This is a genomic window from Streptomyces huasconensis (genome assembly GCF_021028635.1).
Lineage (GTDB): Bacteria > Actinomycetota > Actinomycetes > Streptomycetales > Streptomycetaceae > Streptomyces > Streptomyces huasconensis.
The window spans coordinates 1,671,911-1,693,893 of the sequence record NZ_CP086119.1; the positions used below are offsets into that span (position 1 = coordinate 1,671,911).

Genomic DNA, 21,983 nt, shown 5'->3' on the forward strand with positions numbered 1-21,983 from the left:
TGGCCTGGGAGTTCGGGGGATAGCTTCACCCCTGCACGACCGGTCATGTACCTGCCCGAGTTGTCTGCCCGAGCACCAGCTGTGTTCGGGCAGTTCCGTATCCGCATGATGTGGAGATCCCATGGCTCATCTGCGTTCCCGACGCCGTACGGCGCTCACCCTGCCGCTCGGTGTCGCGCTCGCCGCCTCGGTGGGCTTCGTCCCCGGCGCCGCGTCGGCGGCCCCGAACGAGTCGCCCGCCCCGGTGTCGGCCCGAGCCGCGAAGGACGCCCCCGTCTTCGCGTACGTCGTCAACACCCGTGTCGACCACCGGACGATCGCGTACGTGAAGCGGGCGATAGCCAAGGCCGGCGGCTCCGTCGTCGTCGCGCACGAGAAGATCGGAGTCATCGTCGCGCACTCCTCGGACCCGCGGTTCGGCGAGCGGATACGCGACGTCCGCGGCGTGCACTCCGCGGGCGCGACCCACACCGCTCCGCTGCGGGCGGCCGGCACCACGGACGACGGCGAGGCGAAGCTGCTGTCGAAGGCGGACGCCAAGGCCCTGAAGCGGAGCGCCGCTCCGGGTGCCGAGCCGATGGAGGCCGACCAGTGGGACCTGCGGGCGATCGGCGCCGACAAGGCGGCGAAGATCAACCCGGGCAGCAGGAAGGTCACCGTCGCGGTGATCGACACCGGGGTCGACGACACCCACCCGGACCTGGCCCCGAACTTCTCGGCGGGGCAGTCCGCGAGCTGCGTCGGCGGCAAGGCGGACACCTCGGCCGGGGCCTGGCGCCCGGCGAACAAGGAGCACTACCACGGCACGCACGTGGCCGGTGAGATAGGCGCGGCCCGCAACGGCGTCGGCGTCGCGGGCGTCGCGCCCGGCGTGAAGATAGCGGGCATCAAGGTCGCCGACCCGGTCGACGAGCTGTTCTACCCGGAGAACGTGGTCTGCGCCTTCGTGTTCGCCGCCGAGCACAGCGTCGAGATCACCAACAACAGCTACTACGTGGACCCGTGGCTGTACAACTGCAAGGACGACCCGGACCAGAAGGCCATCCTGGACGCGGTCAACCGCGCCCAGCTGTACGCCCAGCGCAAGGGCATCCTGAACGTCGCCTCCGCGGGCAACTCCAACCACGACCTGGCCTCCGACGAGATCGTCGACAAGTCCAGCCCCGACGACTCCACGCCGGTCACCCGCACCATCGACCCGAGCGAGTGCCTGGACGTGCCGACCCAGCTGGCGGGCGTCGTCACGACGAGCGCGACGGGCGTCAAGAACCTCAAGTCGTCGTACTCCACCTACGGCAAGGGTGTCATCGACGTGACGGCCCCGGGCGGCGACAAGTTCCAGCTGCCGGCCGACACCCCGTCGAAGAACGGCAACATCCTCTCCACCATGCCGAACGGCGAGTACGGCTGGCTGCGCGGTACGTCGATGGCCGCGCCGCACGCCGCGGGCGTCGCCGCGCTGCTGAAGTCCACGCACCCCAAGGCGGGCCCCGCCGAACTGCAGCGCCTCCTGAAGAAGCAGGCCGATCCCATGGAGTGCCCGGCCGAGCCGTACGACCCGGACAGCGACGGTGACGTCGACGCGGTCTGCGAGAGCGGCGGCAAGGGCAAAAACGGGTTCTACGGCAGCGGGATGGTCGACGCGCTCGACGCCGTGAAGAAGAAGTGACGGGGAGCAGGGACATGAACAGGTTCTCCGGCAAGACCACCGGCTTCCCCCGCTCCCGCCGCGCGCTGGCCCTTCCCCTCGGGATCGCGGTGGCCTCGGCCGTCGCCTTCCTGCCGGGTCCGGCGTCGGCGCGGCCCGCCGCGATACCGGACGCCCCCGCCTCGGCGTCCTCCGCGTCGGCCGCGACGTCCGATGCCGCGTCGATGAGTTACGTCGTCAACGTCCGCCCCGACAAGGGAACTTCGGCGCGCGTCACGAAGGCCATCACCAAGGCCGGCGGTGACGTCGTCATCGCGTACGACAGGATCGGCGTCATCGTCGTCCACTCGGCGAACCCGGACTTCGCGAGGACGATCCGCCAGGTGAAGGGCGTCGACTCGGCGGGGGCGACCCGGACGGCTCCGCTGTCCGCGCAGTCCGACGACGCCCTCGACTCCGAGCGGACGCTCACCGCCGCCGAGGCGAAGGCCGCGGCGGGCAAGGCGACCGCGGGCCAGGACGAGCTGGAGCCGCTCCAGTGGGACCTGCCCGCCATGAAGGCGGACAAGGCGCACGAGATATCGCTCGGCAGCCGCAAGGTCACGGTCGGCGTGCTCGACTCCGGGGTCGACGACACGCACCCCGACATAGCGCCGAACTTCGACCGGCGGGCGTCCGCGAGCTGCCTGGGCGGCGTGCCCGTCCAGAAGGACAACGCGTGGCGGCCGGTGGCCAAGGAGAGCGACCACGGCATGCACGTGGCGGGCTCGATAGCCGCCGCGAAGAACGGCACCGGCGTCACCGGCGTCGCGCCCGGCGTGAAGGTCGCGAGCCTGAAGGTGGCGGAGCCCGCGACCGGCATGTACTACACGGAGGCCGTCGTCTGCGGTTTCGTGTGGGCGGCCGACCACGGCGTGGACGTGACCAACAACAGCTACTACACCGACCCGTGGCTGTTCGCCTGCAAGACCGACGACGCCCAGAAGGCGCTGGTCGACGCGGTCGGCCGGGCCGCGCGGTACGCGGAGCGCAAGGGCGCGGTGAACGTCGCGGCCGCGGGCAACGCCAAGACCGACCTGGCCCAGGCCGAGATCCTCGACAAGACGAGCCCGAACGACACCACGCCGGTGCCGCGCACGGTCAAGACCGCGGACTGCCTCGACCTCCCGTCGCAGCTGCCCGGCGTCGTGACGGTCTCGGCCACCGGGGCCAAGGGCATCAAGGCGTCGTACTCGAACTACGGCAAGGGCGTCATCGACATCACGGCACCCGGCGGCGACAAGACGGAGTACCAGGCGCCGCGGCCGCCCGCCGTCGACGGCAGGATTCTGTCGACGCTGCCGGGCGGCAAGTTCGGCTACAAGGGCGGTACGTCGATGGCGGCCCCGCACGCCGCGGGCGTCGTCGCCCTGCTCAGGTCCACCCACCCGCACGCCTCGGTGGAGCGGATCAAGTCGCTCCTGTACCGCCAGGCGGACGCGATGACGTGCACCGATCCGTACGACTACGACAGTGACGGCAAGGTGGACGCGGTCTGCGAGGGCGGCACGGACAAGAACGGCTTCTACGGCGTGGGCATGGCCGACGCGCTGGACGCCGTGCGGAAGTAACGTTCCGGCATGACGGGTCGGGCCGGGCGGTGCACCACCGCCCGGCCCTTCGCGTAGGCGGGTGCGGGCCTTCGCGAATGCGGTGCGGTCCTGCGCATAGGCGCTTGCGGGCGTATGCGCCATAGTGCGTGCATGACGCACACACTGTGGAACGGTACCCGCGCGGCCTGGGCGGCGCTCGGCGGCGACCCCGCCCTCGTCTCCCGCGTGTCGGCCGTCGTACGCCCGGGCGCCCTGCCCGCGCGCCTGCCCGTCATGGGGCTCGCCCGCGCCTGCGTGGGAGTCTGCGCGCTGGCCGCCGCCGAACTGGGCGCGCACCGCACGGGGCGGGAGGTGCCGCGGGTGCGGGTCGACGACGGAGCCGTGGCGACCGCGTTCACCAGCGAGCGGCACCTTCTGGTGGACGGGCGCGCGCCGGTCTCCTTCGCGCCGCTGTCCCGCTTCTGGCGCACGGCGGACGGCTGGGTGCGCACGCACGCCAACTACCCGCACCACCGGGCGGCGCTGACGGCCGCCCTGGGGCTCGCCGCGGAGCCTTCCGTGGACGCGGTCGCCGCGTGCCTCGCCGAGCGGTCGGCGCTGGAGGTGGAGGACGCCGTGTACGCCGCCGGGGGCCTCGCCGTGGCGCTGCGGTCGGCGGCGGAGTGGGCCGCGCATCCGCAGGGGGCCGTGGTGGCCGGGCTCCCGCTGCTGCGGCGCGAGCGGGTCGCCGAGGGGCCCGCGCGGCCCCTTCCCCCGGTCGACGGCGATCCGGTGCTGCCCGCCCAGGGGGTACGGGTGCTCGATCTGACCCGGGTCATCGCGGGGCCCGTCGCCACCCGCACGCTCGCGCTGCTCGGCGCGGACGTGCTGCGGGTCGATCCGCCGGGGCTGCCGGAACTGCCCGACCAGCACACGGACACGGGCTTCGGGAAGCGCTCGGCCGTCCTCGACCTGAGTGCCCGCGCGGACCGGCGCGCCTTCGACGACCTGCTGGAACATGCCGACGTGGTCGTCACCGGCTACCGGCCTGGCGCCCTGGACCGCTTCGGCCTCTCCCCCGAGGCGCTGGCCGAACGCAGGCCCGGCCTTGTCCTCGCCCAGCTGTCCGCCTGGGGTGCGGACGGGCCGTGGGCGGGGCGGCGCAGCTTCGACAGCCTGGTGCAGGCGGCGACCGGGATCGCCGCCGCCGAGGGGTCCGCCGAGCGGCCCGGCGCGCTGCCCGCCCAGGCACTGGACCACGGCACGGGCCATCTCCTCGCGGCGGCCGTCCTGCGCTCGCTCACGGAGCGCTCGACGACGGGCGGGACGTACGTGGCACGGCTCGCGCTGGCGCGGACGGCCGCGTGGCTGACAGGACCGGCCGAGGAGCTGGCGGAGCCCTCCGAGGCGGACGGGGGCGGCCTGAGCGGCGGCTCCTCGGTGGCGTACGACGGCCCCGGGCCCTGGCTCGCCGAGACGGGCGGGCCGCTCGGGCGGCTCCGGCACGCCCTGCCGCCCTTCTCCTTCACCGGCGGCCCGGCCAACTGGTCCCGGCCGCCCGGCCCTTGGGGAACCGACCTGCCCCGCTGGCGCTGAGAGGCGGGCGGCGCGCGGCCGAACGCGATGGTCCGGTCGGAACGGCATTGCCCCACTTGTCCCACAGGAGTTGCCCGCCTCGCGGACCCCTGGTGAAGATCTTGTGGTGAGCTCCATACGACCGTCCGCCGAGCCCGGGGGCGAGGCCGCAGCCGAAGTGACGGCCGAGGTGGCGGCCGAGGTGACGGCCCCTCCTCCCGGCGCTCCGCTCGCCGCGCCGCGCCGCCGCCCGCCCGCCGGGCGCGCCGTGGCCGTGCTCGTCCTGCTGGCCGCCGCCACGCTGATCCCGCTGCTCGGGCCCTCGGCCGCGCTGCGCGGCACCGGCGAGGCGCCGGCGCCCGGCATCAGCGGCATCACGTTCCTGCGGACGGTCATGTTCGCGGCGCTGTGCGTGCAGGCGGGCGAGGTGTTCGCGACGCGGCTCGCGCGGCGCGTCCCGGGGGCGCCGCTGGACCGGGCGCCCCGCTGCTGGTCGGCGTACGCGGCGTGGGCGGGGTGCGCCGCGGCGCTGGCGCTCGCCGCGATCGTGGCGAACGGCAACCTCGTCCCCGAGCACTTCTCGGACCTGGACCTCGGGCGGCTGTCCGGCTCCCGCGACGGCAGGCTCGCCCTCCTGGAGGTCAACGCCTTCGTCGTGGCCGCCCTGTGCGCCCGCTCGCGGCGCCCCGCGTCGGCGGCGCTCCCCCTGGCAGCGGTGATCGTCGCCGAGGCGCTGCGGGCCCACCCCCCGGTGGAGGACCACCCGCTGGTCGGCAGCGGGCTGACCCTCGTCCATCTGACGTGCGGGATGCTCTGGGTGGGCGGCCTGCTGTACGTCCTGCGGACACTGCGGCAGTGGCGGAGCGCAGCTCCGGAGGCGGCCGTGGCCGTTCTCGGGCTCTACGCGCGCGTGGCGGCCGTGCTGTTCGCGGCGATCACCGTGACCGGGACCGTCAGCACGCTGCGCCGGATGCCGCCGGGCACGGTCGCCGACCAGCTCACCGAGACGGCGTACGGGCGCACGCTGCTCGCCAAGGCGCTGCTCGTCGCCGTCGTCGCGGTGCTCGCGCTGCTGGCCCGCCGCCGGCTGCACGGCGCGGCCGACCGGGCCGGTGCCTACGCGCCCGCGCGCCGGGAAGTGGTCGCGCTGGGCGTCGTCGTGGCGCTGTCGGCGCTGCTGACCGCGGTGCCGGTGCCGATCCGCTGGTGATCCCCGCTCGCGGGTGGCACGGCTTTCCGCAGCACGGTCCGGGCCAGCAGGTACTGCGCCGCGAGGTACGTGAGCATGATCGCGAAGTCGGGCCGGGGCGGCTGCGGCCAGTCGGCGACCCCGGTGGCGATGAGCGTGTCCGACACCAGGAACAGCGCCCCTCCCGCCGCGGCCACCGCCCCCAGGACGGTCGCGCCGAGCGCCATGGCGGTGAGCAGCAGGCTGTAGCCCGCGACGGGGCCCCGCATGTCGGCCGGCAGGTCCGGCCAGAGCAGCGCCACGGTCCCGAGGAGCGCGAGGGCGTACGCGGCCACGATCGCCGCCCCACGAGCGCGGGGCGAGCCGCCGCCGGAGCCCGCGTACCGCCTGATGTCGCCGTACCGCTTGAAGAGCACGAGGTAGCAGACATGCCCGGCGGCGAAGGAGCCCATCCCGGCGAGGAAGGCGGGTTCGGCGTCGAAGAGCAACAAGGTGTCGCCGCCCCAGCCGAAGAGGAGCGCGGTGACCAGCAGCCGCGGGCCGCCCCGGGTCCACACGTACGCCGCGAGGAGCGGCATGAGCAGCGGCTTGCAGACGGCGTGGCCGGGGCCCCAGTCGGCGAGGAGCGAGACGAGGTCGCCGAGCACGGCGGCACCGAAGGCCCCGAGGAGCAGCCTCGGTGCGGGTGGCGCCGTCACGCCGCGCGCTCGGCGACAGGAGCGGGGGCCGCCTCGGCACTCTGCACGGCGGGCGTGGGCGGCTCGGCGGGCGTGGGCTGCCAGCCGGGGCCGCGGAAGATCCGCCCGGCCCGCTCGCGCCAACTGGTGGCCTTCTTCAGGTCCTTGGCGATGGCGACGTACTCGTGGGTGGCGACGCGCAGCGGGTTGTACGTGGCGATGTTCTTCGTCAGGCCGTAGACGGGCCGCTCGGTCTCGGCGACCCAGGAGCCGAACAGGCGGTCCCAGATGATGAGGATGCCGCCGAAGTTGCGGTCGAGGTAGCCGCCCTGGGAGGCGTGGTGCACGCGGTGGTGCGAGGGCGTGTTGAAGACGAACTCGAAGGGGCGCGGAAGCTTCCCGATGCGTTCGGTGTGTATCCAGAACTGGTACACGAGGTTGGCCGACGAGCAGAAGGCGAGCGCCGCGGGGTGGACGCCGCAGGCGATGAGCGGCAGGTAGAACGGCCATACGGTGAGGCTCGTCCAGGGCTGGCGCAGCGCCGTCGTGAAGTTGAACTTGCGGCTGGAGTGGTGCACGACGTGACAGGCCCACAGGATGCGGATGACGTGGTGGCCCCGGTGCGACCAGTAGTAGAAGAAGTCCTGGGCGAGGAGCATCAGCGGGATCGTCCACCACAGGACGGGCACACGCAGCGGCGTGAGCGCGTACACACCCGAGTAGACGGCGACGATCGGGATCTTCCACAGGAAGTCGAAGACGAGGCTGCCGAGGCCCATGGTGACGCTGGTGGCGGCGTCCTTGGTCTCGTACCCCGCGGCGGCTCCGTCGGCGGCAGGATGGAGCCGGTGGCTCACCATCTCGACGACGGTGAGCAGCACGAAGGCCGGGACGGACCACAGCACGACATCGGGCAGGTTCGGGGACATGCGTGCACCGTAGAACGGCTCTTCGTCCACGACTAGGGGTGGTTACCGACAAGTATTACCGGGGGTACGGGGGAAGTTGTTGGTGATCCTCCCCAAAGCGTCACCAGACCCGTACCGACCCTCCTGGCGCGAAGACCGGGCTCGTCGCGTCGGCGGGGGCCTCCTTGAGGGGTTCGTCCAGTTCCTGGACCGTCGGTCCCACGCGCGCGGCGATGCGGCCGAGCCGCTCCAGGTCGAAGCCGTAGACGCGGGCGGCGTTGCCGCCCACCATGGCCGCGATCTCGTCCCCGGGCAGGCCCGCGTAGGCGGCGCGGAGGCCTTCGCGCGAGTAGGGGTGGGTGCCTTCGTCGTGGGGGTAGTCGCTGCCCCACATGATCTTCTCGAGGCCGATGCGGTGGCGCAGGGCCGCTTCGTGCGGGCGCATGAAGCTGGCGCCGACGAAGCAGTTCTCGCGCCACACCTCGGAGGGCCCCTTGCCCATCGCCTCGGCGAGACCCGCGCCGAACTTCGACTCGGCCGTGCCGGCGGTGTGCGTCGTCGTCGCGGCGGCGACGAGGCGCGCGTGGTAGTAGTCCAGCATGTCCAGGACGCCGGGAATCCAGCCGGAGCCCTGCTCGGTGAGGACGAGCCGCAGGCCCGGGTGGCGGCGGAAGGCGCCGCCGAAGACGAGGTGCCACAGCGCCCGGTGCGAGAACCACGTCGTCTCCACCATGAACACCGCGCGCGCCGCCGGCTCCTCCCCGAGTGGCGGCGAGGCGGAGCCCGCGTGGTGGTTGACCGGCACGCCCAGCTCGGCGCAGGCCGCCCAGATCGGGTCGTACGCCGCTGAGTGCAGCTCCGGCAGGCCCGAGCCCGGCGGGGTGCCGGGCAGCAGCAGCCCGCCCGTGAGGCCCGCCGCCACGGAGCGGCGGATCTCCGCCACCGCCTCGTCGACGTCGTTCAGGAGGATCTGGAAGACGCCCGCCCTGCGGCCCGGCGCGGCGGCGCAGAAGTCGGCGAGCCAGCGGTTGTGGGCGCGCAGCCCCGCCCAGCGCAGCTCGAACTCCTCGCGGGTCGGGGCCGGGGCCATCAGCGACGCCGAGGGGAAGAACGGCGGGATGGTGTTCGGGAAGACGACCTCGGCGACGATGCCGTCCGCTTCGAGTTCGGCGATGCGGCGGTCGGAGTTCCAGTTGCGGTCGGCGGTGTCGGCGAGGAGGTCCTCGTACGGATTGACGTACGTGGCCGCCCAGGCGTCGAACGCCTCGTGGTGGCGGGACGCCAAGTAGGGCTTGTAGTCCAGGAGATCGGCGCCGGCGTGGCAGTCCGCGGAGATGACGGTGTAGCGGTCCCGCGTCATGAGGTCACCCCCAGCGCGGGGAAGTCGTGGCCGGTCAGCCAGTGGCGGCCCACCTCGCGCGAGTGGGCCCAGGAGGCCTCCACACCGGTCTGATCGGCGTCCTGGCCCAGGTCGGCGGGGGTCGGGCCGATGCGGCGGGCCAGCGGCGCGAGCTTCTCCGTGTCGAAGCCGAAGACCTCGGCGGCGGCGAGGCCCAGCATGCGGCGGGTCTCCGCCACGGGGATGTCGTGGAAGGTCTTCCGCAGCCACGCGCGCGTGTCGGGCCAGGTGCCCTCGGGGTGCGGGAAATCGCTGCCCCAGAGGATGTTGTCGACGCCGATCTCATGGCGCTGGGCGAGTTCGCGGCGCTTGGTGTTGGTGGCGCAGACGAAGATCTGCCGGTCGAGGTACTCGTGGGGCGGGCGCTTCAGCTCGGCGAACGGGGAGAGCTTCTTGCCGCCGTGCGCGCCGAGGTAGAGGCGGTCCATGAACCACAGGAGGTTCGGCAGCCACCAGCAGCCCGACTCCGCGACGCCGAAGCGCAGCCCGGGGTGGCGCTCGAAGACGCCGGACCAGAGCAGGAACCACAGGGGGCGCGCGGGCCACCACGTCACTTCGGAGACGTAGATCCCCAGGTGGTCGCCGTACTCGTGGCGGGGCGCGGCCCCCGAGTGCGTGACGACGGGCATCGCGCACTCGGCGGCCGCCGCCCACACCGGGTCGTAGCGCCGGTCGTGGTAGGGCGCCTTGTCGACCCACATGGAGGGGATCATCAGCGCGCCGAGCCCCGACTCCTTGGCGCGGTGGATCTCGGCGACCACGCGGTCGACCTCGCCGGTGACCGGCAACAGCGCGACGCCGCAGTGCCGTTCGGGGTGCTCGGAGACGAAGTCGGCGAGCCAGCGGTTGTGCGCCTGCGCCCCCGCCATGCCGAGGTCGGGGTCCTGGTCGCCGGAGAGGCCGAGCCCCACGCCGAAGGGGGCGGCCGTCCGGCTGTCCACGGCGTCCGCGTCGGGGAAGACGACCTCGGCGGCCACCCCGTCGCCGTCCAGCTCCTTGAGGCGCTGCGCGGTGTCCCAACCGCCGCGCAGGCCCTCTTCGTTGTCGTGGAACCACTTGGCGGCGAACGCGTCGTTGCGGATGCCGAGCCGCGTCGCCTCCTCGCGGCGGGCGTCCCGCTCGCCGAGGAAGTCGTCGAAGGCGCGGTGGAAGCGGCTGTCCAGGTAGGGGCGGTACTCCTCGGTGGGGAGCCCGGCGTGGCAGTCGGAGGAGATGATCAGGTACGGGTCCTGCGGATTCCGGTGATCCTGGGCGCTCATTCGGTGGCGCTCCCTTCAGTCCGGCCAGTCCAGTCAGTCCAAGATGAAGTGTTCGAGGTACGCCGGGTCGGTGCGGTCCAGCATCGACTGCGACCGCGCCCTGATCTGCCGGTCGCTGTGCTCGCTCTCCGGGAGCAGCCAGAAGCGGTCCGCCCTGATGCCGTCCGCCACGAAGTCCGCGACCTGTTCGACGGGCGTGAACCGCACCTCTTGGCCGGCCTCCTTCATCGCCGCCTCCCACTGGTCGAGGCTGCGGTAAGGCGTCCTGCGGGGACGCGACTTGGCGTACCGGTCGGGCCGGTTGCGGTGCGACTCCCACAGGCCGGTGCGCAGCATGTGGGGTCCCGGGAAGAGCACCGAGGCACCCACGCGCGCGTGCTCCGCCTTCAGGTGCGCGTACAGCGACTCGGTCATCGTGACCACGGCCGCCTTGGTGACCGCGTACACGGAGGCGGTGGGCAGCGGCGCGATACCGCCGTCGCCGGAGGAGGTGTTGACGACGTGCCCCGGCCCGCCGCCCGCGAGCATGCGGGGCACGAAGGCCTGGATGCCGTGGAAGACACCCCAGACGTTGACCTCGAAGGCCCATTTCCAGTCGTTCGGGTCGTGCTCCCACATGCGGCCCTCGGCGCCCGAACCGACACCCGCGTTGTTGCACAGCACATGGACGGCGCCGAACTTCTCGTACGTCTCGTCGGCGAGGGCGAGGACCTGTTCGCGCGCCCCGACGTCGACCACGCGCGCGTGCACGGCGGCCCCCTCCGCGCGCAGGCCCGCGGCGGCCTTCTCCAGGGCGCCCTCCTCGACGTCCGCGAGGACCACCCGCAGGCCGTCCGCCGCGAACCGCCGCGCCATGGCGAGCCCGATGCCGCTCGCCGCTCCGGTGACGACGGCGACCTGTCCTTCGCGCAGTTCCATGTCAGGCGCTCCCCTCGGGCGGGCCGTCGAGGATCTGCGCGGGGTCGTCGTAGCGCTGGTGGATGTAGGGCAGCAGGGCCTGCGCGCTGACGCGCTCCACGACGCGGCCTTGCTGGTCGGTGGTCTTCTCGCCGATGGTGATCTCCACGACCGCGCGCACCGGCAGATCGGCCACCGGGTCGTACATCGACTCGCGCAGGACGACGTCGCCGGTGACGCTCTCCAGCTTGCGGACCTGTTCGTTGCGTACGCAGTGCACGAGCACCGGGTCGGCCTCGAAGCCGGAACCGTCGACCGCGGGCAGGAACTTGAAGTAGAAGTCGGTCCTGCGGGTCGGCTCGGGGAGGGGGAGCGCGCCGCCGACCGCGCCGCGCACCTCCACGAACGCGATGCCGTGCCGGGCCAGGGAGGCGCGCACGACCAGGCCGTCGCGCTCCACCCGGACGTCGCCGAGCTTCTTCGGCTCGCCGAAGACCTCGCGCCCGCCGATCAGGGCCCGCTCGTGGGTCATCGGCATCACCAGCGGATACCAGCCGGCCACTCCCCCGTGCTCGGCGGCGACGGCCACGGAGCCCGCGCCGAGCGGATAGCCGGGCAGGTCCACCCTGCTGATGTTCGCCCGCACCAGGGGGCGCCCGGTGGGTTTGAGCGGGGGCGGCAGGACCGCCGCGACCGCGTCGGGATCGCTCTCCCAGACGGCGACGACGCCCGTGGACCAGATGGCGGGGAGCCGGGAACTCGCGGTGCGCGCGGCGGCGGTCTCCGCCTCGGTGCGCGCCCCGTACCGTACGCGTGCCATGTCGTACCACCCTTCGTCAGCGCGGACCGGTGAGGCCGCGGCCGGGACTTGCGGGGGTCGGGACTTGCGGGGGTCGGGCTTGCGGATCGGCTTGCGGAGGTTCTGTAACAGAGTTACAACAGGAGCCGTGAAGGGTAAAGAGACGCGGACGCATCTCGGCCGGGAGGACGTCCTGGCCGCCGCGGAGCGCCTCGTCAAGCGGCACGGTCCGCGGGCCCTGACGATGCGTGGCCTCGCCGCCGAGCTCGACACCGCCGTCACCTCGATCTACTGGCACGTCGGCAACCGCGAGTCGCTCCTGGACGCCCTCGTCGAGCGCACCCTCGCCGACCTCGGGGAGATCCGTCCCGTCGGCCGCACCCCGGCCCAGCGCGTCGTCTCCGTGGCCCGCGCCCTGCGCCGCCGGCTGCTCGACCGCCCGCACCTGGTGGCGATGGTCCACGAACGCGGCCTGACCGAGCGGATGTTCCTGCCCGCCCAGCGCTCCCTGGTCCACGAGGTGCACGGGGCGGGGCTGCGCGGCGCCCGCGCGGCCGACGCCGTGCGCGCCGTCCAGGTCCTCGTCGTCGGTCACGTCCTGGTCGAACGCAACCGCGAACGCGCGCCCGCGCAGCACCCCCGCGAGGACGAACTGTGGACGGCGCGGACGGCGGAGCAGGACGCCGCGCTCGCCCGCGCGCTGGCCGGACCCCTCGATCCGGAGGCGCTGTTCACCACCTCCGTCAAGGCTCTGGTGACGGGCCTGCTCGGGCCGGGGAGCTGACTGCCGGTGCCGACCGGGGAGCTGACTGTCGGTCGCGGCCCGTATCCTCATGGACCATGCTCGAAGACCGCACGACCGCAGCGTCCGCCGCCCCCTGGCCGGCCGCGTATCCAACGGGGTACGCGGTCGTCGACGTGGAGACCACCGGACTGGCCCGCGACGACCGCATAGTGTCGGCGGCCGTCTACCGGGTGGGCGCCCAGGGGGAGATCGAGGACCACTGGTACACGCTGGTCAACCCCCGGCGCGACCCGGGGCCCGTGTGGATTCACGGCCTCACCAGTGACGTGCTCGCGAGCGCGCCCCTGTTCGAGGAGATCGCCGAGGAGTTCGCGAGCCGCCTCGAAGGACGCGTCCTGGTCGCGCACAACGCCGTCTTCGACTGGTCGATGATCGCCAGGGAGTACGCGCGCGCGGAGCGCACCGCCCCCGTGCGCCAGCGGCTGTGCACCATCGCGCTCGCCAAGGAGCTGGCGCTCCCGCTGCCCAACCACAAGCTGGAGTCCCTGGCCGCGCACTTCGGGGTCGAGCAGCGCCACGCGCACAACGCCCTGGACGACGCGCGCGTGCTCGCCGAGGCGTTCCGCCCGAGCCTGCTCGCGGCGGCCGGCGGCAATGTGCGCCTGCCGCTCCTGGAGTGCCGCCCGCTCACCGAGTGGTCCGACGGGGTGCCCCGCATCGGCCGCCAGTCGACCGGACCGACGCCCTCCGCGTCGTACCGGCCCGGGAGTTGGCGCCCCTCGCGCAAGCGGCCGCCGTGCCCGTACCCGAACCCCGGGCGGTACGAAACGGGCAAACCGCTCAAGCAGGGCATGCGGGTCGCGTTCTCCGGGGACACCTCCGTGGAGCGCGACCTCCTGGAGGACCGGGCGGTCGAGGCGGGCCTGCACATCGCGACGAGTGTGTCCCGTCTCACCAGCCTCCTCGTCACGAACGACCCGGACTCGGGCACCTCCAAGACCGTCAAGGCGCGCTCCTTCGGCACACCGGTCGTCGACGAGGCCGCCTTCGGGCAGCTCCTCCAGGACGTGGCACCGGCCACGGACGGGTGACGGCGGGGCGGTGACCGTCAGACGGGTGATTGCGGGCGACTCGCCCGCACACCACCCGCTCCGTACCGCCGCCGCGCCCCACCCTGTGGCGCATGGCACGTTGCGAGGTCTGCGGAAACGACTACGGCATGTCCTTCGAAGTGCACGCGCAAGGCGCCGTGCACGTCTTCGACTGCTTCTCCTGCGCCATCCACCGCATGGCGCCCATCTGCGAGCACTGCCGGTGCCGCATCATCGGCCAGGGCGTCGAGGTGGACGGCCACTGGTACTGCGGCGCCCACTGCTCGCGCGCGGAGGGGCGGGTGGGCATCGTCGACAAGGTCTGAGCCCGCCGCCCGCCTCCGGGCACCCCACGTCGAGACACCCCACGTCGAGACACCCCGCGACCGAGTTGTACCGTCGTGGGGTGTACCGCTTCCTGTTGACCCGGCAGTGGGTGATCCTCACCCTGATCGCCCTCGTTCTCATCCCCGTGATGGTCGAGCTGGGTTTCTGGCAGCTGCACCGGCACGAGCACCGCGTCGCGCAGAACGAGCGGATCGCCAAGGCGCTGGCCGCCGACCCGGTCCCGGCCGAGCGGCTCACCTCCCCCGGGCACGAGGTGCCGAAGGCGGACCTGTACCGCCGGGTGAGCGCCAAGGGGACGTTCGACACCAAGCACGAGGTGGTCGTGCGGCGCCGCACCAACGACGACGACGAGGTCGGCTTCCACGTCCTGACCCCGTTCGTCCTGGACGACGGCAAGGTCCTGCTCGTCAACCGCGGCTGGGTCCCGGCGGACGGCCCGCAGACCGCCTTCCCGAAGATCCCCGCCCCGCCCAAGGGCGAAGTGACCGTCACCGGCCGCCTGATGGCCGACGAGACGTCCGCGGCCAGCGGCATCAAGGACGTCCGGGGCCTGCCGGACCGTCAGATCATGCTGATCAGCAGCGGCCAGCAGGCCGACAGCCTCGGCAAGCAGGTCCTCGGCGGCTATGTCGAGCTGACCTCCCCCGCGCCCCGCGACGGCTCCCCCGAACTGATCGGCGAACCGGACCACAGCGGCATCGGCGCGCACATGGCGTACGCGGTCCAGTGGTGGCTGTTCGCCGCGGGCGTCCCCGTCGGCTGGGTGGTGCTGGTCCGCAGGGAGCGCCGTGACCGGGCCGCCGCGGCGGAGGCTCCCGTCCAGGAGAAGGCGCCGGCACCCGCGTAGAGCCCCCCGCGGCCCCGTCGATTGACAGGGCACTCCCCAGGGAACCCGTTCTGCGTGTCCCGACCTATCGAAGACTTCGCACTCATCGGCGACCACCAGACCGCCGCCCTCATCGGCAGGGACGGCTCGCTGGACTGGCTCTGCCTGCCCCGTTTCGACTCCGCCGCCTGCTTCGCCGCGCTGCTCGGCAACGAGGAGAACGGCCACTGGCGCATCGCCCCGAAGGACGCCGGCCCCTGCACCCGCCGCGCCTACCGCGGGGATTCCCTCGTCCTCGACTCCGAGTGGGACACGGCGGAGGGGTCCGTCCGCGTCACGGACTTCATGCCGCAGCGTGACCGCGCCCCCGACGTCGTACGCATCGTCGAGGGCCTCAGGGGCAGCGTCACCGTCCGGAGCACGCTGCGGCTGCGCTTCGACTACGGCTCGGTCGTGCCGTGGATGCGCAAGGTGGACGGCCACCGCGTCGCCGTCGCGGGCCCGGACTCCGTGTGGCTGCGCAGCGAACCGGAGGTGCGCACCTGGGGCCACGACTTCGGCACCTACTCCGAGTTCACCGTCGAGGAGGGGCAGAAGGTGGCGTTCGTCCTCACCTGGCACCCCTCGCACGAGCCGCGCCCGCCCGTCGTCGACCCGTACGAGTCGCTGCGCCACTGCCTGGAGGACTGGCACGCCTGGTCCTCGCGCTGCCAGTACGACGGCCCCTACCGCGACGCGGTGATGCGCTCCCTGATCACCCTCAAGGCGCTCACCTACGCCCCGACCGGCGGCATCGTGGCCGCGCCCACCACCTCCCTGCCCGAGGAGATCGGTGGCGTACGCAACTGGGACTACCGCTACTGCTGGCTGCGCGACGCCACCCTCACGCTGGGCGCGCTGCTGATGGCGGGCTATCTGGAGGAGGCCGAGGCCTGGCGGGACTGGCTGCTGCGGGCGGTCGCGGGCAGCGCCGCCGACCTCCAGATCGTGTACGGCCTCGCCGGTGAGCGGCGCCTTCCGGAGTACGAGGTTCCGTGGCTGTCCGGCTACGAGGGCTCGGCGCCCGTCCGCATCGGCAACGAAGCCGTGGAACAGCTCCAGCTCGACGTGTACGGCGAGGTCATCGACTCCCTCGCGCTCGCGCACCGCTCCGGCCTCACCACGCGCCCGCCGGGCTGGAACCTCCAGCTGAGCCTCCTGGAGTTCCTGCGGGAGAAGTGGCGCGAGCCCGACCAGGGACTGTGGGAGGTGCGCGGGCCCGGCCGCCACTTCGTGTACTCGAAGGTGATGGTGTGGGTCGCCGCCGACCGGGCGGTGCGGGCCCTGGAGGAGAACCCGGAGCTGCGCGGCGACCCGGACCGCTGGCGTCAGCTGCGGGACGAGGTCCACCGCGAGGTGTGCGAGAAGGGCTACGACCCGCAGCGCAACACCTTCACGCAGTCCTACGGCTCCACGGAACTGGACGCCTCCTTGCTGCTCATCCCGCACACCGGGTTCCTGCCGCCCGACGACCCGCGCGTCATCGGCACCATCGACGCGGTCCGCGCGGACCTCACCCACCACGGTCTGCTGCGCCGCTACACCTCCGACCAGAAGGAGATCGACGGTCTGCCCGGCACGGAGGGCACCTTCCTCGTCTGTTCGTTCTGGCTGGTGGACGCGCTGCACATGACGGGACGCACCAAGGAGGCGTGCGAGCTGTTCGAGCACCTGATCTCCCTGCGCAACGACGTAGGGCTGCTGGCGGAGGAGTACGACCCGGTCTCCGGCCGTCAGCTCGGCAACTTCCCGCAGGCGTTCAGCCACATCGGATTGGTGAACACCGCCCTCGCGCTCTTCGGTGAGGAGGCGGAAAAATAGGGCCATGGATCTTGGACTGAAGGACCGTGTCTACGTAGTCACCGGCGCCACCCGCGGCCTCGGGAACGCCACCGCGCGGCAGCTCGTCGCGGACGGCGCGAAAGTCGTCGTCACCGGGCGGGACGAGAAGACCGTCGCCGAGGCCGCCGCCGGCCTCGGCCCGAACGCGGCCGGGGTCGCCGCCGACAACGCCGACCCGGCCGCCGCGGGCCGGCTGATCGCGGCGGCGCGCGAGCACTTCGGCGGCTTCGACGGCGTACTGATCAGCGTCGGCGGGCCGCCGCCCGGCTTCGTCGCGGACAACACCGACGAGCAGTGGCAGGCCGCCTTCGAGACGGTCTTCCTCGGCGCGGTGCGGCTCGCCCGCGCGGCCGCCGCGGAGCTGGGCGAGGGCGGCGTCATCGCCTTCGTGCTCTCCGGTTCGGTGTACGAGCCGATCGCGGGCCTGACGATCTCCAACGGTCTGCGGCCTGGGCTCGCCGGCTTCGCCAAGTCCCTGGCGGACGAGGTGGGCCCGCGCGGCATCCGCGTCGTCGGTGTGCTGCCGGGCCGCATCGCCACCGACCGCATGCGTCAGCTCGACGGCCTCTCCCCGGACCCGGAGGCGACCCGCGCGGCCAACGAGGCGGGCATCCCGCTGCGCCGCTACGGCACACCGGAGGAGTTCGGCCGGGCGGCGGCGTTCCTGCTGTCGCCCGCCGCCTCGTACGTGACGGGGGTCATGGTGCCGGTGGACGGCGGAGCGCGCAGCGGCTTCTGAGTCCGGCACGGGTCGGCCCGCGCGGGGGTCAACTCACGCGCTCCGCGCGGTGCCTGACCCCGCGCAGCCGCACCGTGGCGGGCAGACTCGCCAGGCCCGCCGAGTCCCGGGCCCGGGTGAGGACCTCCGAGGAGAAGCGGTGCAGCGTGTCGGAGGGCGTCGCGTCGGGCGTGAGGGTGAGGCCCACGCGCGCCCGTGGTGCGGTGCGCCGCCCTCTCAGGGCCGCCTGGGCGTGCTCGACGCCGTCCAGGGTCTCGGCCTCCCCGGCGAGGACGTTCTCCAGGGCGCGTCCGCGCAGCAGCGCGCCCTCGCCGTCGCCGCTCTCCACCAGGACCTCCGCGAGGCGGCGCCTGCGCAGCTGCGCCGAGAGCCACCACAGAGCGAGCAGCACGAGCAGCGCCAGCACGGCGATGACCGTGGGCCAGAACCATCCCTCGTCCCGCCAGCGCGTGCGGTCGGCGGCACTGAGCAGGACGTCGCGCCGGCCGTCGTGGAACCACCAGGAGGGCGGCGAGGCGCCGAGCCCGACGGCCAGCACCGAACCACCGATGACGAGCAGCACGACCCCGGCGAGGCCGAGGAGCACGCGGTTGACCGTGCGGAGCATGGTGCTCACCCCTTCTTTCCGGGCCGGGCGACATGGACCGAGAGCCTCGGGGTGCGCGCGAGGCCGAGCTCGCGGATGCCCTCCGCCAGTGTGGCCTCCAGGTCGCGGTGTACGTCGTCGAGATCACGGAAGTGCGCGACGGCCCGCACGCCCGCCTTGGAACGCGTCATGCGTACCCGGGCGCTCTGCACGCCCGCCACGTCCATGGCCCGGTCGCGCAGTGCCGTGGCGGCGGCGCCGCGGTGCAGCCCGGCGCGTACGTCGGGGTCGGTGCGCCGCATCGGCAGCAGCGCGCGCTGCCCCGGCGTGACGGCGAGCACGAGGAGCCACAGTCCGACGAGGGCGGCGACGGCGGCCCCGACGAGCACCCACGTGTCGTCCAGGGGCCGCTCGCCCAGCTGCCGGGCGAGTGCGCGGCGCCAGTGCATCGCGGGGTGCCCGGCGCGTACGGCGACGACGTCGTACAGGAGCAAACCCGTACCGGCCAGGGCCAGCAGGGCGAGGACGGCCGCGGGCACCCGGCGCGGCGACCAGAACCGGGGCGCCTTGGTGTCGGCGCCGGTGAGCGTGGGCAGCGGGTGCGGGTCACCGGCTGCGGCCGTCGGGTCCTCGCCGCGGTCGGCCGGTCCGGTGACCGGCATCGACTGGGTGGCGCCGCTGGACGGGGGCTGTGGGGGTTGGCTCATCGTGCCCTCCCCTGTGCCGCGGCGCGGACTCGCGCCGAGTGCAGCCGCTCCACGTGGACCACCACCTCGGGTACGTCCATCCCCGCCAACGTCCTTACCCGCTCGGCCACTTGGTGGCGTACGGCACCGCACTGCCGGCCGATGTCGCAGGGATAGTCCAGTTCGAGGCTGACGCGGACGCGGGCGGTGTCGTGCCGCACGGCGACGGAGGCGCGCGGCGGGGAGCCGCCGTCCGGCACCGTTTCCACCGCCTCACGCGCCGCCCGCGCGGCGATCTTCGCGACGACCCGGTCGGCGATCCGGGTGGCGCCGCGCTCCCCGGCCGTGACCTGTGCCGCCACCGGTCAACCCCGCCGGTCGCCGCGCGTGCGGAAGAACTCGCCGGGCTCCAGGTCCCCGTCCAGGAACCGGCCGGCCACGAAGCCGACGGCGCCCAGGGCGGCGACCAGCAGGAACGCCCCGAAGCCGCCGAAGTATCCGGCGAAGCCGAGTGCCATTCCCGCCACCATGCCGATCACGGCCATGCTCATGTGCGCTCCTTAGCGAGACGCGGCTGAAGTGTCATTGCAGGCGGCCCTGGGGCTCGTCCTCGTCGTCCTCGTCGGGCAGCTTCACATCGCTCACCGCGATGTTCACCTCGACGACCTCGAGTCCGGTCATGCGCTCGACGGCGCCGATCACGTTCTCGCGTACGTCCTGCGCGACATCGGTGATCGGCACGCCGTACTCCACGACGATCTCCAGGTCGAGCGCGGTCTGCACCTCGCCGACCTCGGCCTTCACCCCGCGCGTGACGGATTTCGTGCCGCCGCCGGGGACCCGGTCGCGCACGGCGCCGAAGGTCCGCGCCAGGCCGCCGCCCATCGCGTGCACGCCTTCGACGTCACGCGCGGCGAGCCCGGCGATCTTCTCCACGACCCCGTCGGCGATGGTGGTGCGGCCCCGGCCCCCGGGGTCGCCGCCGCCGCGCGCGGTCGCGCCCGCCATGCCTTGGTTCGGGTCCTTCTGCAGCGTCTGAGACGTCTTCCGCTCTCCGATGTCGGTCATCGCGGTCCCGTCCGTTCCGAAAAAGGGGGATCTGCTTTCTTTGCCCACATTAGGACGAGTTGGGCTGCGGCGCTCCAGGGATGCGGCAGGGTGGAACCATGACAGGTGACGGTTTGACCGAGGCGGTACGCCACCGACTGGGCCTCGGCAGGGTACTGCCGCTGGGTGGCGCGCGGGACGGCACATGGGTGACGGAAGCCGCGGTGGACGGCGTGCTGCGCCATGCGGCGCAACGGATCACCGGCGTGCGCCTGGGCGGACTGCGCGTGGCCCTGGCCGATCCGGACGCCGCCTGCGCCCCGGCCGTGCCGCCCCCGCCGAGCGCGCTGCCGCCCGGGCCGCTGCGGATCACGGCGGACTTCGCGGCCGCCACCGGCCTGCCGCTGCCGGCCGCGGCGGACCGGCTGCGCGCGGCGCTCGGCGAGGCGGCACAGCGGCTCGGCCTGGTGGTCGCGGAGGTGGATCTACGGGTGACGGCGCTGCTGGACGAGGGCTCCGACCTCACGGACGGACGTCAGGAGGCGCCCCGTCCGCCCGCCGCTCAGCCGCCCGCGGGCGATGGCGAGGAGGCGCGCGCCGGGCAAGCCGCGCTCGCGGTGCCCGGCGTGACCCGGCTGACCGGCGCGCTCGGCCCGGCCGTGCACATCAAGGAGCACCCGGCGCGTGACGGCGCGCTGCCGCGCCGCCACGCGCGCGTGGAGCTGGCCACGGGCCGGGAGCACCGCGCTCTGGACGTGGCGCTCGCGGTCCGCGCGGCGGTCGGTGAGGCGCTGCCGGACCACCCTTCGGTGGCCGTGCTGGTCACCGCCGTGGACTAGCCGGGACGTGACGTGCGGCGCGGGTCAGTCGCCGAGGCCCGCGAGGTCGCGCAGACGGCGGCCCTGGGCGGCGCGCTCGGCGACGCGCTGCTCCTCGTAGGAACGGCCCGTGGCGCCCTGGAGCAGTGCCTTGGTCTCGATGACCGCGTCGCGCGGCGCGGAGATCAGCGCGGCGGCCAAGTCCTGGGCGGCTGCGGCCAGTTGGTCGCCGGGCACGACGAGGTTGGCGAGGCCCACCCGCTCGGCCTCGTCCGCGTGGACGAAGCGGCCGGTGGCGCAGATCTCCAGCGCGCGGGCATAGCCGACGAGCCCCACCAGCGGGTGCGTGCCGGTCAGGTCGGGGACCAGGCCGAGACTGGTCTCGCGCATGGCGAACTGCACGTCGTCCGCGACGATCCGCAGATCGCAGGCGAGCGCGAGCTGGAAGCCAGCACCGATGGCGTGGCCCTGCACGACGGCGATGGACACGATGTCGCTGCGCCGCCACCAGGTGAACGCCTCCTGGTACTCGGCGATGGTGGCGTCGAGGACACCGTCCTCGCCGCGCGCCAAGTCGATGAAGGACGGCTCGCCGTCGAAACCCTCGGGCGTGAACGCCTGCCGGTCCAGGCCCGCGGAGAAGGACTTGCCCTCACCGCGCAGCACTACGACGCGGACGCTGCCCGGCAGCAGCTGACCAGCCTCGGCCAACGCCCTCCACAGCGCGGGAGATTGGGCGTTCCGTTTGGCCGGATTGGTCAGCGTCACCGTGGCGACGGCCTCGTCGATGGTGAGGCGTACGCCGTCCTTGTCGAGAACCGGTGCGAGCTCGCTGTCGGACGAAGCCATGGGTGCCTCCGATGGGGTGCGGTCGGGCCGGGCACTCGGGAGCGCCCGTAAGTGACTGCACAGTAACCACCCGACCGCTCACACGATCGACCGGGTGGCCACCATCGGACCATGGGTACAGCGGGCCGCGCCTGCCGTCAGCCGGCGGCGGCCTTCTTGCCTCGCGTCGCCCCGCCGCGTCCCCGCAGCGTGACGCCGGACTCACTGAGCATGCGGTGCACGAACCCGTACGAACGGCCGGTCTCCTCAGCCAACGCCCGGATGCTCGCACCGCCGTCGTACTTCTTCTTCAGGTCTGCCGCGAGCTTGTCGCGCGCGGCGCCGGTCACCCGGCTGCCCTTCTTCAGAGTCTCGGCCACCCGTGCCTCCTCATGGGAAGTGCGCTCTGGACTTCTCATGATCACCCCTCCCGGGCTTCCTGGCCACCCATTCGGCAAGGTCGGTA

At 73.2% G+C, this 21,983-nt stretch carries 24 protein-coding genes; 11 read left to right on the forward strand and 13 right to left on the reverse strand.

The features are described from left to right. The first annotated feature begins 121 nt into the window (after positions 1-121). The 4 genes from J2N69_RS07480 (at position 122) to J2N69_RS07495 (ending at position 6,004) form a co-directional block, all read left to right on the forward strand. Entirely contained in the window at positions 122-1,669 is a 1,548-nt protein-coding gene (locus J2N69_RS07480) for a S8 family peptidase (protein ID WP_230900031.1), read from the forward strand. Positions 1,670-1,683: 14 nt separating this feature from the next. Next, entirely contained in the window at positions 1,684-3,258 is a 1,575-nt protein-coding gene (locus J2N69_RS07485) for a S8 family serine peptidase (RefSeq protein ID WP_230900032.1), read from the forward strand. A 132-nt stretch (positions 3,259-3,390) separates the two neighbouring features. Then, on the forward strand, positions 3,391-4,815 hold the full coding sequence (locus J2N69_RS07490) for a CoA transferase (protein ID WP_230900033.1): 1,425 nt from the start codon (positions 3,391-3,393) through the stop codon (positions 4,813-4,815). Positions 4,816-4,921: 106 nt separating this feature from the next. Then, positions 4,922-6,004, forward strand: a complete 1,083-nt coding sequence (locus tag J2N69_RS07495) for a CopD family protein (RefSeq protein WP_408056686.1) — start codon at positions 4,922-4,924, stop codon at positions 6,002-6,004. On the opposite strand, the gene J2N69_RS07500 is transcribed toward J2N69_RS07495, so the two are convergent. The 6 genes from J2N69_RS07500 to J2N69_RS07525 all read right to left on the reverse strand — a co-directional run bounded on the left by J2N69_RS07500 (position 5,911) and on the right by J2N69_RS07525 (position 11,943). Continuing rightward, complete coding sequence (locus tag J2N69_RS07500; RefSeq protein WP_230900034.1) at positions 5,911-6,681, reverse strand: lysoplasmalogenase; 771 nt, start codon at positions 6,679-6,681, stop codon at positions 5,911-5,913. The two genes, J2N69_RS07495 and J2N69_RS07500, sit on opposite strands and share 94 nt — an antisense overlap. After that, complete coding sequence (locus J2N69_RS07505; protein ID WP_230900035.1) at positions 6,678-7,589, reverse strand: sterol desaturase family protein; 912 nt, start codon at positions 7,587-7,589, stop codon at positions 6,678-6,680. Before J2N69_RS07505 ends, J2N69_RS07500 begins: the two co-directional genes overlap by 4 nt. Before the next feature lie 100 nt (positions 7,590-7,689). Beyond that, positions 7,690-8,928: an amidohydrolase family protein gene (locus J2N69_RS07510; RefSeq protein ID WP_230900036.1), complete on the reverse strand. Its 1,239-nt coding sequence runs from the start codon at positions 8,926-8,928 to the stop codon at positions 7,690-7,692. Beyond that, complete coding sequence (locus tag J2N69_RS07515; RefSeq protein WP_230900037.1) at positions 8,925-10,226, reverse strand: amidohydrolase family protein; 1,302 nt, start codon at positions 10,224-10,226, stop codon at positions 8,925-8,927. Before J2N69_RS07515 ends, J2N69_RS07510 begins: the two co-directional genes overlap by 4 nt. A gap of 33 nt (positions 10,227-10,259) precedes the next feature. Further along, positions 10,260-11,144 (reverse strand): SDR family NAD(P)-dependent oxidoreductase, encoded by an 885-nt coding sequence (locus tag J2N69_RS07520; protein ID WP_230900038.1) that lies wholly within the window; start codon positions 11,142-11,144, stop codon positions 10,260-10,262. Between the two features lies 1 nt (position 11,145). Next, a complete protein-coding gene (locus J2N69_RS07525; RefSeq protein ID WP_230900039.1) occupies positions 11,146-11,943 on the reverse strand; it encodes an acetoacetate decarboxylase family protein in 798 nt (265 codons plus the stop codon). Between the two features lie 127 nt (positions 11,944-12,070). On the opposite strand from J2N69_RS07525, the gene J2N69_RS07530 reads away from it, so the two are divergent. The 6 genes from J2N69_RS07530 to J2N69_RS07555 all read left to right on the forward strand — a co-directional run bounded on the left by J2N69_RS07530 (position 12,071) and on the right by J2N69_RS07555 (position 17,552). Then, the gene (locus tag J2N69_RS07530) at positions 12,071-12,706 is read left to right on the forward strand and encodes a TetR/AcrR family transcriptional regulator (RefSeq protein WP_230900040.1); all 636 of its coding nucleotides are present in this window, start codon (positions 12,071-12,073) and stop codon (positions 12,704-12,706) included. Positions 12,707-12,762: 56 nt separating this feature from the next. After that, positions 12,763-13,758 carry a DEDDh family exonuclease gene (locus tag J2N69_RS07535; protein WP_230900041.1) on the forward strand — a complete coding sequence of 332 codons (996 nt, stop codon included), beginning with the start codon at positions 12,763-12,765 and terminating at the stop codon, positions 13,756-13,758. Between the two features lie 92 nt (positions 13,759-13,850). After that, positions 13,851-14,084 (forward strand): hypothetical protein, encoded by a 234-nt coding sequence (locus tag J2N69_RS07540; RefSeq protein WP_188339667.1) that lies wholly within the window; start codon positions 13,851-13,853, stop codon positions 14,082-14,084. 80 nt (positions 14,085-14,164) lie between these two features. Continuing rightward, the gene (locus tag J2N69_RS07545) at positions 14,165-14,953 is read left to right on the forward strand and encodes an SURF1 family cytochrome oxidase biogenesis protein (RefSeq protein ID WP_230900042.1); all 789 of its coding nucleotides are present in this window, start codon (positions 14,165-14,167) and stop codon (positions 14,951-14,953) included. 54 nt (positions 14,954-15,007) lie between these two features. Next, positions 15,008-16,792 (forward strand): glycoside hydrolase family 15 protein, encoded by a 1,785-nt coding sequence (locus tag J2N69_RS07550; RefSeq protein WP_230900043.1) that lies wholly within the window; start codon positions 15,008-15,010, stop codon positions 16,790-16,792. Positions 16,793-16,796: 4 nt separating this feature from the next. Further along, positions 16,797-17,552 carry an SDR family oxidoreductase gene (locus J2N69_RS07555; protein WP_230900044.1) on the forward strand — a complete coding sequence of 252 codons (756 nt, stop codon included), beginning with the start codon at positions 16,797-16,799 and terminating at the stop codon, positions 17,550-17,552. A 28-nt stretch (positions 17,553-17,580) separates the two neighbouring features. Here the strand turns inward: J2N69_RS07555 and amaP are convergent, their stop codons facing one another. The 5 genes from amaP to J2N69_RS07580 are packed head-to-tail and all read right to left on the reverse strand — an operon-like array spanning position 17,581 to position 19,832. Next, positions 17,581-18,159, reverse strand: coding sequence for an alkaline shock response membrane anchor protein AmaP (gene amaP, locus J2N69_RS07560; RefSeq protein ID WP_230904624.1), 579 nt, complete (start codon positions 18,157-18,159; stop codon positions 17,581-17,583). 5 nt (positions 18,160-18,164) lie between these two features. Then, positions 18,165-18,845 (reverse strand): DUF6286 domain-containing protein, encoded by a 681-nt coding sequence (locus J2N69_RS07565; RefSeq protein ID WP_230900045.1) that lies wholly within the window; start codon positions 18,843-18,845, stop codon positions 18,165-18,167. Next, complete coding sequence (locus J2N69_RS07570; RefSeq protein ID WP_230900046.1) at positions 18,842-19,186, reverse strand: alkaline shock response membrane anchor protein AmaP; 345 nt, start codon at positions 19,184-19,186, stop codon at positions 18,842-18,844. The genes J2N69_RS07565 and J2N69_RS07570 overlap by 4 nt, the downstream gene beginning before the upstream one ends. A 3-nt stretch (positions 19,187-19,189) precedes the next feature. Next, positions 19,190-19,375 carry a hypothetical protein gene (locus J2N69_RS07575; RefSeq protein WP_205037565.1) on the reverse strand — a complete coding sequence of 62 codons (186 nt, stop codon included), beginning with the start codon at positions 19,373-19,375 and terminating at the stop codon, positions 19,190-19,192. Positions 19,376-19,406: 31 nt separating this feature from the next. Further along, complete coding sequence (locus J2N69_RS07580; protein ID WP_230904625.1) at positions 19,407-19,832, reverse strand: Asp23/Gls24 family envelope stress response protein; 426 nt, start codon at positions 19,830-19,832, stop codon at positions 19,407-19,409. A gap of 158 nt (positions 19,833-19,990) precedes the next feature. Between J2N69_RS07580 and J2N69_RS07585 the strand changes: the two genes are divergently transcribed. Next, positions 19,991-20,710, forward strand: a complete 720-nt coding sequence (locus tag J2N69_RS07585) for a nucleopolyhedrovirus P10 family protein (protein WP_230900047.1) — start codon at positions 19,991-19,993, stop codon at positions 20,708-20,710. Positions 20,711-20,734: 24 nt separating this feature from the next. Here the strand turns inward: J2N69_RS07585 and J2N69_RS07590 are convergent, their stop codons facing one another. Together J2N69_RS07590 and J2N69_RS07595 are read right to left on the reverse strand one after the other, a co-directional pair. Further along, entirely contained in the window at positions 20,735-21,538 is an 804-nt protein-coding gene (locus J2N69_RS07590; protein WP_230900048.1) for an enoyl-CoA hydratase/isomerase family protein, read from the reverse strand. Between the two features lie 137 nt (positions 21,539-21,675). Continuing rightward, positions 21,676-21,897, reverse strand: a complete 222-nt coding sequence (locus tag J2N69_RS07595; protein WP_055550175.1) for a helix-turn-helix domain-containing protein — start codon at positions 21,895-21,897, stop codon at positions 21,676-21,678. Positions 21,898-21,983: the final 86 nt, after the last annotated feature.